The sequence below is a fragment of the Pseudomonas sp. RIT-PI-S genome, from assembly GCF_025642975.1.
GTDB lineage: Bacteria > Pseudomonadota > Gammaproteobacteria > Pseudomonadales > Pseudomonadaceae > Aquipseudomonas.
In genome coordinates this window covers 20,445-32,639 of sequence record NZ_JANZKJ010000001.1, presented here as the reverse complement: position 1 = coordinate 32,639, position 12,195 = coordinate 20,445, and the positions used below count along the sequence as shown (strand labels likewise).

The following is a 12,195-nucleotide window of genomic DNA, read 5'->3' as shown; positions in this document are numbered from 1 at the left end:
ACAGCACATAATCAAACCATCAAGAGGCGCTTCACAAAGCGCCACTTGACGCTGTATTTTCAGGATCTCTTATGAATGGGCATTTCTTTTCATCGCTTGATAAATCACTAACACGTCTTCAATTTTTTATAATCACATTCGCGGTGGCCCTGCTAGTCAGCGCACCTCTGTTAAGCAGTGGTATTCATTATCAAGATGACAACTTTCGGCTGATCACTGGCAATGTAGATTTTTGGTCAAAAAATGGTCGCCCGCTCGCCGTCTGGCTGGCCTATCTCTTGCAATTCTCCAGCGTTATTAGTGATACGTCGCCGTTTTCGCTCGTTATTGGATTGATGACGTTGGCAGCGCTATTAGCGCTGAGCATGGAGCGACTGACCCGTGTGTCGTCCACCCAGGCCCTGCTGTTGTCATTGGTGGTGATGCTGAGCCCGTTCATGGTTCAGGCAATGTTATACGCCTATGACGCGCTGGCTATTCTGCTCTCGATCGGCCTCGGCTTCTTAGGGTGCATGGCTTTGAGCGACCGGCGCCTTTTTCAGTACGGCTTTAGTTTCCTGATATTTTTGGCCGCAGCCTGTCTTTATCAAACAGCCGTCAATCATAGTTTCATCCTTATCGCCTTGGGGTTGGTGCTTGCAATCGATCGGCACCCCGGCGGCGCCGATAAACAACTTGCGCCTGCCTGCCTGTCGCTAGCGGGGCTGTTCACGGCGCTGGTCATCTATCGCGTGCTGATCGTTCCCTACTGCGTGACGGACAGCTATAACATGGCCCGCGCTGCAACCGTCCCGGTCAATCTGCAAGGCGCGAAGCAGGTTATGGGTAACGCCTTGAAGGGCGTGGAGGTCCTGCGCGAAGCCTTCCCTGGGTATGCGGGGGTGCCTGTGATGCTGATTTTCCTCGCCGGCACCTGCGGCTGCTGGAAAATTGCAGTAAAGCAACTGGTCGCCCGCCCACGGCATTGGCTGAATTACCCGAAAGCCGCCTTTTGTTTCACGGCGCCGATGTTCGTTTGTGCGGCGATCGCAGGCTTTTTGCTCATACTCAATGCTGTGTCCTTGGACCCACGGGTATTGACTGCCTTTTCCACGGCATTAGTGTTCAACGTTTGCATAGCCCATAAAGCCTGGCCCGGCCTCAAGCGGCCTCTTACTGTTTTGCTGCTAGCGTACCTTTTGTTTTCAGCGACTTTCATGTTGGCGGCGTTTCGAGCGGCGGTGAACCAAAGCCATTTCGATAATGGCCTGGCTATCAGCATACGCAATGACCTGTCGCACATGGACGGTGAGCGCATTCACTTGGTAAGCATTATCGGTGCCAGCCCATTAGCACCTGCCACCCAGCCAGCCTTTCGTAATTACCCGATGCTGAAAAAGATCATCTCACCAGCGCTCAGCGAGAATGGGCTGTTTGGTTATTACGCCTTGATGAATAAGTTCATGGTACTTTACCCACTTGGCCTCACCACGCCAACGCTCACGGCTTATGTTCCGCCAGCTGTAAGCGCCTCCAACTGCATTTATCGCCTCTACCGGTATAAAAAAGGTGCCGTACTGGATTTCACTACCCCTTCATGTACGCTATTGGCCGAGCCTTTTGACAGCAAACTGGCAGATCCGGATGATTTATAGATTCACGACCGTAGGCTGTATCAGCCTTGCAAGTGATGCCGGAGCCTTCACCTACCGTACCCAAACGCAAAAGTCAGCAAGCACATAAGGGGCACACTGATCAATAAAGCGTAAGCATGCTTCATTTGAATTAAAAATACATAAGCCAAATATAAAAGTGCAACCAACAGGGGCCCCGAACCCAACCACGCGTTTGCTTCAAGGGCGCCCTCGGCGTTGCTTGAAGCAAGCAATGGGCAACCGAAGCACAAGCACAGCCCGGCTATGCAGGCCAGGCAAAGGCCGATATGTAACCTAAGCGCACCAGGAGTATAAGGACCACGCCGTGCGCATCGGGCGATCAACCCCCACCCCGCCGCCGCGGCTGCCAGTACCGCGATTGCTACGCCAGCGTTGAGCGGTGAGAGATGCAATGAAGCTTCTCGGGCCAGGAACAGCAAATGCCTGTACCCATCGGCGAGAAAGGGCCAGCCCAGCCCGGTTTGCCCAGGTATCGCAGAGAGGTGGGTGCAAACCAGGTAGAGAAGACTGGCGCCAATCCCCACCTTCAGATGATGCATGGCCAACTCGAAAACCCGGCGGCTTGCCGGTTGCCGGTGCGCTGCCTGGAGGACATCAACGCATGCAACTCCGAAGAACACGGCCAGGAGCAGAGGGTGAATACTCATCACCGCAGCCACCACTATCGTCGGGAGGCCCCACCAGTACACAAGCCCGACTCGATGCCGATGACAAACCATTAGCAACGACAGCGCTATGCCAATGCTTACCGGTAAGGCCCCTTGATAAGTCGACATTACTTGCAGGTACAAAGGGTTGTACCAAAGCGGTAAAAGGATCGCGCATTGAGTATAAGTAGGGCTTGCGAACCAATGCCGGGCGAGAATTGCCATGCTGCAAGCCATCACCATTATGGCGGTAACCAAAGCCAATGCCGATTGTTCGGGTATTGTCACGCTGAAGCCAAGCCCATGCCCAACATAAGTGGTTTCATCGCGCCAAGGCATGGCCAGAAAAAAGCGGTCGACGTTATTGCTGGCAGGGGGGTGATTCACGGCGAGTGGCAGGCTATACAGCAACAGCGCGGTGAAGAAAAACCCACCAACAGACCATGGTTGCAGGGGCTTGGCAGTCAAACGGTGCGATAAGCTATTGCCGTCATTCATGGTGGCCTCGGCGCTGCGTTGCCTTTCACTGATGGCCGTGGCGCACCACGGAGTCCACTAAATATCGCGGCCGGGACTTCGCTTCGTTGTAAATTCGGCCAACATATTCTCCCAGCACACCGATGCTGATCAGTTGCACACCGCCCATGAGCATCACGGCGGTCACCAAAGAGGGGTACCCTGCAACCGGTTTATCCCACAGCAGTGTGGAGAGCATTAACCCCAGGCTGTAAAACAACGCGACAACGGCAATCACGGCGCCGAGGTAAGTCCATACGCGCAGTGGCAGCGTTGAAAAAGACGTGATGCCTTCCAGGGCGAAGTTCCACAACTTCCACCCATTGAACTTAGTTTGGCCAGCAACCCGTGACGGCCGAGCATACTCAACGACCGCGCGCTGCCCGCCTACCCATTGCATCAAACCCTTCATGAACAAGTTTCGCTCGGGCATTGCCTTTAGTCGCTCTACCGTTTTGCGCGAAAGCAGCCGAAAGTCGCCCACGTTTTCTTCTATCGGGTTTTGGCTGATCGCATTGTGCAGGCGATAGAACCAGCCTGCAGTTTTGCGCTTGAGCAGGCCGTCGGCGTGCCGGTCCACCCGTTTGGCCAGCACGATGTCTGCTCCTTGCTGCCAGCGCTCCACAAGGGTAGGGATCAGTTCGACCGGGTCTTGCAGGTCTACATCGATGGGGATCACTGCATCGCCAGTGCTGTGGTCGAGGCCAGCCAACAGGGCCGACTCCTTGCCAAAGTTACGGCTCAAGTTCACCAGGGTGATGTGCTCGTCGAGCGCGATCAGCCGCTCCACCGCCTGGACCGACGCGTCCGTGCTGCCATCGTTGACGAAGATGATTTCGAAGCCGTGCCTCTGCCCCGCTGCCATAGCCCGCACGGCGCGGTAAAACAGCGGGATCGCTTCCTCCTCGTTGTACACCGGCACAACCAACGAGATCAGCATCAGCGGCCCCCCGGTTTGAAGACAACGCCACGGGGATAGGCGTAACCCAGCATCAGGCTGAGGGCGCTGAACAGGCATAAGGTGAGCAGCGGAGCCCAGGCCAGCGCCTGCGCCACAGCGCCGGTCGCAAGAGCCAGGAGCGCCATGAAGCTGCTGAACAGCAGGTACCGGCGCAGCGACGCAGCCGCGCGGAAGGTCCACCGGGCATTGGCGCAATAGCTGAAGGTCACGGCCAGTACAAAGGCCGCAAGGTTGGCCGGCGCTTGCCTCAGGCCTGCTTCATAGACCAGCCAGAGAAACACGCAGGTGTGAACGAGCGTGTTCATAACGCCGACGCAGGCGTAGCGCAGTAGCGGTTGCAGGGCAGCAGTGTTCATCAGCGTGATCGACCCTCTGACACTTCCCCACCGTGTGCGGAGACATCACCAGAGCCTATCAAGCATCACAATGCGTAATAACCTGACAAATCTGCTAGGTACGCTGTGTATCCGGGGCACATCGACCATAAAAAAAAGCCCGCTGTGGCGCGGGCAATGGGGTTGAGAGGCGATCAGTGGCTACGCATTCCCGCCGCTGCCATCAACAGCCTGAGCAACCCGGCGACCACGCCCAGGGTGACCACACTGGCGGTCCAGATCAGCAGCAGCCAGCCTAAGCGCTGCCACAGGGGTTTCTTTACCAACGGGGAATCACGCATTAAAAGGCCCTCAATGGTAGCCATCTTCGGTGGTGACCTTGCCGCGGAACACGTAGTAGCTCCAGAAGGTGTAGCCGAGGATGAACGGCAGGATAAACAGTGTGCCCACCAGTACGAACCCCTGGCTTTGCGGTGGCGAGGCGGCGTCCCAGATGCTGATCGCGGGAGGGATGATGTTCGGCCACAGGCTGATGCCAAGGCCACTGTAACCTAGGAAAATCAACAGCAAGGTCAACAGAAACGGCATGTAATGCGCCTTGCGCGCCACTGCCTTAAGCAGGCCGAGGGTAGCGATCACCACCAGCACCGGCACCGGCATGAACCAGATGAGGTTAGGCAGGGTGAACCAGCGGGCGGCGATGGCGTTGTGCGCCAGAGGCGTCCATATGCTCACGATCGCCACAAACGCCAGCAGCACGAAGGTCAACGGTCGGGCCAGGTGGTGCATGCGCGCTTGCAGCTCACCTTCGGTTTTCATGATCAGCCAGGTGCAGCCGAGCATGGCATAGGCAGCGATCAGCCCCAGCCCACAGAACAATGAGAACGGCGTGAGCCAGTCGAAAGGGCCGCCGGCATAGGCGCGCTCGGCCACCTTGATGCCATCGATAAAGGCGCCCAGGGCCACACCTTGGAAGAAGGTCGCCAGCAACGAGCCGCCGATGAAGGCTTTATCCCATACATGGCGCTTGGGCGCGCTGGCCTTGAAGCGGAACTCGAAGGCGACGCCGCGGAAAATCAGCCCGATCAGCATCAAAATCAACGGCAGGTACAGCGCGGACAACACTACCGAGTACGCCAGCGGGAAGGCCGCGAACAGCCCTGCCCCACCCAATACCAGCCAGGTTTCGTTGCCATCCCACACGGGTGCGACCGTGTTCATCATTACGTCGCGGTCGTGCTCCTGGGGCGTGAAGGGAAAGAGGATGCCGATGCCAAGGTCGAAGCCGTCCATGACCACATACATCATCACGCCGAAAATAATGATAACGGCCCAGATCAGAGATAGATCGATGCCCATGGGTGCTTACCTCTCGCTCGGCGTGGCGTGGTGATCTTCGGGGGTTTCGTCGTGGGCGGCGGACAACGGCCGCGCCGGTGTGCGCTTCTGCCCAGGGCCGCCATGGCTATGCGGCTCGCTGATGGCGGGGCCTTTGCGCACCAGGCGCATCATGTAGCCGAAGCCCACGCCGAACACCGCGAAATACACCAGTACGAACAGCGCCAGGGTGAAGCTCATCTGGCCCACGTCATGGTTGGAACTGGCGTTGGCGGTGCGCATCAGCCCATACACCACCCAAGGCTGCCGGCCGATCTCGGTGGTGAACCAGCCGGCGAGCAGTGCGATCAGCCCGGAAGGCCCCATCAACAGCGTCACCCGGTGGAACAGCCGTGAGTCATAGAGCCCGCCGCGCCAGCGCAGCCACAGGCTCCACAGCCCCACCGCAATCATCAACATGCCCAGGCCGGCCATGACGCGGAACGACCAGAACACGATGGTGGAGTTGGGCCGGTCCTCGGGCGGGAAGCTTTTGAGCGCAGGGATTTGCCGGTCCAGGCTGTGGGTGAGGATCAGGCTGCCTAGATAAGGCACCTCTACGGCGAAACGGGTTTTTTCTGCCTGCATGTCGGGCCAGCCGAAGAGGATCAGCGGCGTGGGCTCATCGTTGGTGTTTTCCCAGTGGCCCTCGATGGCGGCGATCTTCGCCGGCTGGTGTTCGAGCGTGTTGAGCCCGTGCATGTCGCCCAGCAGAGCCTGGACCGGGGCAACCACCAAGGCCATCCACATGGCCATCGAAAACATTGTGCGCACCGCTGGGTTGTTGCGCCCGCGCAGCAAATGCCAGGCGGCGGATGCGCCAACGAAGAACGCAGTGGCCACGAACGCGGCGGTGGCCATGTGCGCTAGCCGGTAGGGGAAGGAGGGGTTGAAGATCACCGCAAGCCAGTCCACCGGGATCACCCGGCCGTCGACGATCTGGTAGCCCTGCGGTGTTTGCATCCAGCTGTTGGAGGCGAGAATCCAGAAGGTGGAAATCAAGGTGCCGATGGCAACCATGACCGTGGCGAAAAAATGCAAGCCACGGCCTACACGGTTCCAGCCAAAGAGCATCACACCCAGAAAGCCCGCTTCGAGGAAGAATGCGGTGAGTACTTCGTAGGTGAGCAACGGCCCCGTGATGGCGCCGGCGAAGTCCGAGAAGCGGCTCCAGTTAGTCCCGAACTGGTAGGCCATCACCAGGCCGGACACCACGCCCATGCCGAAATTGACGGCGAAGATCTTCGACCAGAAGTGGTAGAGCTCTCGATAGACCCCGTTATTCGTTTTGAGCCACAAGCCTTCGAGCACTGCCAGATAGCTGGCAAGCCCAATGGTGATGGCAGGAAACAGGATGTGAAACGACACGGTAAAAGCAAACTGGATACGGGCGAGGTCTAGCGCCTCTGAACCGAACATAGGTTTTCCTCTGGCAGGCTACAAGGAACTCAGCATTGATCCACATCAACGACCTGCATTAGCGTAGCCCCGTTCCCACGGCCAGACGCTGCGGTGCAACGCCGCGTGACCGATTGCCCCACCCCTGGTAAGCGGCAGGTTTCATGCAAGCGATGCCACTTTTTGTTACAGATGAGTGATAGTCTTCGGGGCCCTTTTGTTCCTAGAGGCTCACGCCCTTTTATGGCTACCGAAGCTCCTCGGCTGTTGCGACACCACCGTCCCTTCCTCGCCTTCTGGCTGGCGCGGGTCTGTACGGCCAGTGGCTTTCAAATGCTCACCGTGGCCATTGGCTGGCATCTGTATCAGCTTACCGGCAGCGTGCTGGACCTCGGGTTGGTGGGTTTGGTTGAGTTCGCGCCCCGGGTGTTGTTCATGCTGCACACCGGGCATGTGGCTGACCGTTACGATCGGCGCAAGGTCGCCGCCATCTGCCAGACCCTCCAGGCCATCGTCGCGCTGGCCCTGGTGGTGGGCAGCAGCACGGACAGCGTCAGCCGCGAGATGATCTTCGTGCTCGCCTTCTGCCTGGGCGCCGCCCGTTCGTTCGAAATGCCGACCACTCAGGCACTGCTGCCCAACATCGTGCCGGCCGGGCTGTTCCCGCGGGCGGTGGCCGCCTCGGCGTCGGCGATGCAAACCGCGACTATCGTCGCCCCGGCATTGGGTGGCTTCCTTTATGCGTTCGGCAGCGTCTGGGTATATGGGCCTACGGTCGTTCTTTATCTACTAGCGCTGAGCCTGATGCTCAGCCTGCCCAAGCGCGAGGCGCCATTGCCCACCGGGCGAGCGACGCTGCACTCGTTGCTGGCCGGGATACGGTTTATCCGCAGCCGCTCCGATATCCTCGGCGCTATTTCCCTGGACCTGTTCGCGGTGCTGCTCGGCGGTGCTACCGCGCTGCTGCCAGTGTTCGCCCGCGACATCCTGCTCACCGGCCCCTGGGGCCTGGGCCTGCTTCGCTCTGCGCCGGCCGTGGGCGCGCTGTTGATGTCGTTCTGGCTGTCGCGTTTTCCCATCGAGCGCCGGGTAGGCCGCACCATGTTCGCCGGGGTAGGTATTTTCGGCGTGGCTACTATTGCCTTCGGCCTTTCCACCTCGTTCTGGTTCTCGCTGGCAACCCTGGCGGTGCTGGGCGCGGCGGACATGATCAGCATGGTTATCCGCGGTGCCTTCGTGCAACTGGAAACCCCAGACGAAATGCGCGGGCGGGTCAGCGCGGTCAATGGCCTGTTTATCGGGGCGTCCAATCAACTGGGCGAGTTCGAGTCCGGGTTGACGGCTCACTGGTTCGGGACCGTCCCTGCGGTGGTGATTGGCGGCGTCGGTACCCTGCTGGTGACCGGGGCATGGATGAAGCTCTTCCCCAGCCTGGCCAACCGGGACCACATGCAGGCCCCGGCGGAACTGTAGGCACTGGCGCCGGCCTGCAAGCCCGGCGCAGCCCTGTTCGCGGCCTCCGCCCATTCCCACGGGCCAGGCCGCACCACCGGCTTGGGCTCACCCATTGAACTGCCTACAGGTGAGCGGGGCCATCGAGGAGTTTGTCCAGGGTGATGGGGAAATCCCGCACTCGCTTGCCTGTGGCGTTGTAGATCGCATTGGCCACGGCCGCGGCCACGCCCACTAAACCAATCTCCCCTACCCCTTTTGAGCCCAGGGCATTGACGACGGTGTCTTCTTCGTCCACGAACACCACGTCAATCTGCCCGATATCGGCCTGTACAGGGATGTGATACTCCGCAAGGTTATGGTTCATGTGCCGGCCGAAGGCGTGGTCGGTCAGGGTCTCTTCATGCAGGGCCATGCCGATGCCCCACACCACGCCACCGAGGATCTGGCTGTGAGCGGTCTTTGGGTTGACCACCTTGCCGGCCGCGACGGTGCTGACCACCCGGGTAACGTGCACGGTGCCAAGGTCTTCGTCGACCTCCACCTCGGCGAACACCGCCGAATGCGTAGCGGTCGAAAACTGCTCGCGTTTTTTGTCTGGCTGGGCGTCTACCTGCACCTCGATGGCCTCCACCGCGCTGGCATGGACCAGATCGGTGAACGACAGCTGCTTGTCACCCCACACCAGCGCGCTTTCGGTAAAGCGCACGCGCTCCAGGGTCACGGTGGCGAAGTCCGGGTCGATACTGGCGGCAGCGGTCAGCAGTTGCTTGTGCAACGCTTCGCAGGCTTGCTGCACGGCCGTGCCCACCGAAGAAATGGTGAACGACCCACCCTGCAGCGGTGCTTTGGGCAATGAAGAATCACCCAACTTGATGGTGATGCGCTCCGGCGGCATGCCTGCGGCCTGGGCAGCGATCTGGGTCAGCGCGGTATAGGTGCCGGTGCCAATGTCCGTGGTCGCCGTGCTAACCGTGAGCGTGCCGTCCTTGCCCAGGCTTGCCTTGGCGCTGGCCGGCATTTGCATGGCCTCCCACACCCCGCCCGCCATGCCCAGCCCAACCAGCTTGCGGCCATTGCGCAGGCTACGTGGTTCGGCCTTGCGCCGGGCCCAATTGAAGCGGGCCTTTCCTTCGCTGTAGCAAGCGATCAACGCCTTGCTTGAGTAAGGCTTGCCTTCGTTCTGGTTATGGTCGGAGAAATTCAGCTCGCGGAAGGTGACCGGGTCCATTTTTACCTGCTCGGCGAGCTCGTCCATCGCGCACTCAAGCCCGATCAGGCCTAGGGCCGCGCCGGGGGCGCGCATATCCAGCGGCGTATAGAGGTCCACCGGAACCAGGTCATAGCTGAGCTTTACGTTGTCGCAGTGGTAAAGCATGCCGCTCCACTCCACCACATGTTCAGTGAATTTCTCGAAGCGCGAGGTTTGCCCGATGGCGTGATGCGCCACTGCCACCAGCTTGCCGCCAGCATCGCTGGCCAGGCGCAAGTGCTGCACGGTCCGTGGGCGGTAGCCGAAGGTGAACATTTGCTGCCGGGTCAAGGTAACCCGGACCGAGCGGCGCAGCTTGAGCGCGGCCATGGCGGCCAGCGGCAGCTGGTACTGCGGGCGCAGGCCAGACCCGAAAGCGCCGCCGACAAAGGCGGCCAGCACCCGCACCTTTTCTTTCTCCAGCCCTAGCGTCTGGCACAGGTAGGTCTGGCAGTTCTGCGTGCCCTGGGTTTTGTCGTGCACCTCAAGGCTGCCGTCGGCCTTGTAGAACACCGTGCTGGCGTGCGGCTCCATGGGGTTGTGGTGCTCGGCAGGGGTCTCGTAGGTAGCGTGGACCTGATAAGCCGCCGCCGCGTAGGCCGCATCGAAGTCGCCCCGGGGCTCCGGCAACTCGGCCGGTGCTGGTTCAGCGTTGCCCAGTTCGGCACGTAGGTCCGAACTCCAGGGATGCTCCACATATTCGATGCGCACCAGGGAGCCAGCATGCCGTGCCAGCTCCAGGTTTTCAGCGACCACCAATGCCAGGGGCTGGCCGTTATAGAGCACGCGATCATTGTAAAGGGGGCGGAAGGGCTTGCCGTCCGCGGCATCTTCATCCGAATACTGCTCATCGTCGCCGGCCATGGGCGGCCGGTTGCCATGGTCGATGACCTCGACCACACCCGGCAAGGCCAGGGCGGCGCTAGCGTCGATGCGCAGCACGCGGCCCGAGGCGATGGTGCTGGACACCACGCTGCCGTACAGCAGCCCCTCTTCGGGATACTCGCCGGCATAACGGGCACGGCCGGTAACCTTCAACACACCGTCCACACGGTCCATGGGTTTACCTAACATGCTCATGCCCGTGGCCCTCCCAACGCGGCTTCATCGAGGGCGCGAACGATGGCTCGCCGCGCCAGCTTGACCTTGAACGCATTGCCCGCCAGCGGTTGCGCATCCTTGACCAGCGCCTCGGCGGCAGCGGTGAAGGTTTCATGGCTCACCGGCTGGCCAATCAGCGCCGCCTCTACCGCCTGGTTGCGCCATGGCTTGTGGGCAACGCCGCCAAGGGCCAAGCGCGCTTCACGGATCACATCCCCATCGAGCCGCAGGGCGGCCGCCACGGACACCAGTGCGAACGCATAGGACGCCCGGTCCCTGACTTTCAGGTAATGGCTATGGGCGGCGAAGCCCTCCGCGGGTAGCTCCACGGCCACGATCAGCTCATCATCGGCCAATTGGTTGTCCCGCTCTGGATGGTCTTCGGGCAAGCGATGGAAGTCGGCAAAGTCGATCACCCGCGAACCCGCCTGCCCCTGCACCTCTATGCTGGCCCCCAGTGCGGCCAATGCCACGCACATGTCGCTCGGGTGCGTGGCCACACACTGCTCGCTGGCCCCGAAAATCGCATGAATGCGGTTCAGCCCAGTGCGCGCCGGGCAGCCACTGCCGGGCTGGCGTTTATTGCAGGGCACGCCGGCGTCGTAGAAGTAGTAACAGCGGGTGCGCTGCAACAGGTTGCCGCCAGTGGTCGCCATGTTGCGCAGCTGCGGGGACGCGCCTGCGAGGATGGCTTGGCTGAGCAAGGGATAACGCGCCTGGATCAACGGGTTCTGGGCAAGGTCGGCATTGCTGACCAACGCACCGATACGCACCCTGTCGTTGCCTTGCAGGGTGATTTCATGCAACGGCAGCCGGGTGATGTCGATCAGCCGCTCGGGCTGAACGAGGTTTTCTTTCATCAGGTCCAGCAGGTTGGTGCCGCCGGCGATAAACCGGCTACCAGGCCGGTATAGCGCCAAGGCTTCATTGACGTCGCTGGCGCGAGCGTAATTGAACGGGTTCATGGGGTGGCCTCCCCGGGCGCCTGAATGACTTCTTCGATGGCCGCGACAATGTTGCCGTAGGCCCCGCAGCGGCAGAGGTTGCCGCTCATTCGCTCGCGAATGTCATCCGCCGAACCGATCTGCCCCTCCGCCAACAGCCCTACCGCCGAGCAGAGTTGCCCCGGCGTGCAGTACCCACACTGGAAGGCGTCGTGTTTGATGAAGGCCGCTTGCAGGGGGTGCAAGGCATCGCCGCTGGCCAGCCCCTCAACCGTGGTCAGCGTGGCCCCGTCGCACATGACGGCCAGGGTCAGGCAGGCGTTCACCCGCTTGCCGTTGACTAGCACGGTGCAAGCCCCGCATTGGCCATGGTCGCAGCCCTTTTTGCTGCCGATCAGGTCAAGCCGTTCGCGCAGCAAGTCGAGCAGGGTCGTCCAGGGCAATACGTCAAGCGCCTGTTGCTGGCCGTTGAGGGTGAACTGTATCGAATGGCTGGCGTAGCACTCCACGCCAGTGCGGTTGGAAAGAGCACTCATGGGGGAAGCCTCACGGTCGTT

11 protein-coding genes are annotated in these 12,195 nt (G+C 60.6%); 2 read left to right on the top strand and 9 right to left on the bottom strand.

The features are described 5' to 3' along the window. Positions 1–71 precede the first annotated feature (71 nt). Entirely contained in the window at positions 72–1,634 is a 1,563-nt protein-coding gene (locus tag OGL93_RS00150) for a glucosyltransferase domain-containing protein (protein WP_263260226.1), read from the top strand. 47 nt (positions 1,635–1,681) lie between these two features. Here OGL93_RS00150 and OGL93_RS00145 read toward each other — a convergent pair whose 3' ends face one another. The 6 genes from OGL93_RS00145 to OGL93_RS00120 all read right to left on the bottom strand — a co-directional run bounded on the left by OGL93_RS00145 (position 1,682) and on the right by OGL93_RS00120 (position 6,910). After that, positions 1,682–2,800, bottom strand: a complete 1,119-nt coding sequence (locus OGL93_RS00145; RefSeq protein ID WP_263260225.1) for a hypothetical protein — start codon at positions 2,798–2,800, stop codon at positions 1,682–1,684. Between the two features lie 25 nt (positions 2,801–2,825). Further along, positions 2,826–3,758 carry a glycosyltransferase family 2 protein gene (locus tag OGL93_RS00140; protein ID WP_263260223.1) on the bottom strand — a complete coding sequence of 311 codons (933 nt, stop codon included), beginning with the start codon at positions 3,756–3,758 and terminating at the stop codon, positions 2,826–2,828. Continuing rightward, positions 3,758–4,135 carry a GtrA family protein gene (locus OGL93_RS00135; RefSeq protein ID WP_263260222.1) on the bottom strand — a complete coding sequence of 126 codons (378 nt, stop codon included), beginning with the start codon at positions 4,133–4,135 and terminating at the stop codon, positions 3,758–3,760. The genes OGL93_RS00140 and OGL93_RS00135 overlap by 1 nt, the downstream gene beginning before the upstream one ends. Positions 4,136–4,308: 173 nt before the next feature. Continuing rightward, on the bottom strand, positions 4,309–4,455 hold the full coding sequence (locus OGL93_RS00130; protein WP_263260221.1) for a DUF2474 domain-containing protein: 147 nt from the start codon (positions 4,453–4,455) through the stop codon (positions 4,309–4,311). 10 nt (positions 4,456–4,465) lie between these two features. Next, the gene (cydB, locus tag OGL93_RS00125; protein WP_263260219.1) at positions 4,466–5,473 is read right to left on the bottom strand and encodes a cytochrome d ubiquinol oxidase subunit II; all 1,008 of its coding nucleotides are present in this window, start codon (positions 5,471–5,473) and stop codon (positions 4,466–4,468) included. Positions 5,474–5,479: 6 nt separating this feature from the next. Continuing rightward, a complete protein-coding gene (locus tag OGL93_RS00120; protein WP_263260217.1) occupies positions 5,480–6,910 on the bottom strand; it encodes a cytochrome ubiquinol oxidase subunit I in 1,431 nt (476 codons plus the stop codon). A 222-nt stretch (positions 6,911–7,132) separates the two neighbouring features. Between OGL93_RS00120 and OGL93_RS00115 the strand changes: the two genes are divergently transcribed. Then, positions 7,133–8,362 (top strand): MFS transporter, encoded by a 1,230-nt coding sequence (locus OGL93_RS00115; RefSeq protein ID WP_263260215.1) that lies wholly within the window; start codon positions 7,133–7,135, stop codon positions 8,360–8,362. Positions 8,363–8,465: 103 nt separating this feature from the next. Here the strand turns inward: OGL93_RS00115 and OGL93_RS00110 are convergent, their stop codons facing one another. From OGL93_RS00110 to OGL93_RS00100, 3 genes are read right to left on the bottom strand one after another with little or no spacing between them, the layout of a single operon-like run. Beyond that, positions 8,466–10,673 carry a xanthine dehydrogenase family protein molybdopterin-binding subunit gene (locus OGL93_RS00110; RefSeq protein ID WP_263260214.1) on the bottom strand — a complete coding sequence of 736 codons (2,208 nt, stop codon included), beginning with the start codon at positions 10,671–10,673 and terminating at the stop codon, positions 8,466–8,468. Continuing rightward, positions 10,670–11,659, bottom strand: a complete 990-nt coding sequence (locus tag OGL93_RS00105) for a xanthine dehydrogenase family protein subunit M (protein WP_263260212.1) — start codon at positions 11,657–11,659, stop codon at positions 10,670–10,672. Before OGL93_RS00105 ends, OGL93_RS00110 begins: the two co-directional genes overlap by 4 nt. Further along, positions 11,656–12,174, bottom strand: coding sequence for a (2Fe-2S)-binding protein (locus OGL93_RS00100; RefSeq protein ID WP_263260211.1), 519 nt, complete (start codon positions 12,172–12,174; stop codon positions 11,656–11,658). Before OGL93_RS00100 ends, OGL93_RS00105 begins: the two co-directional genes overlap by 4 nt. Between the last annotated feature and the right edge of the window lie 21 nt (positions 12,175–12,195).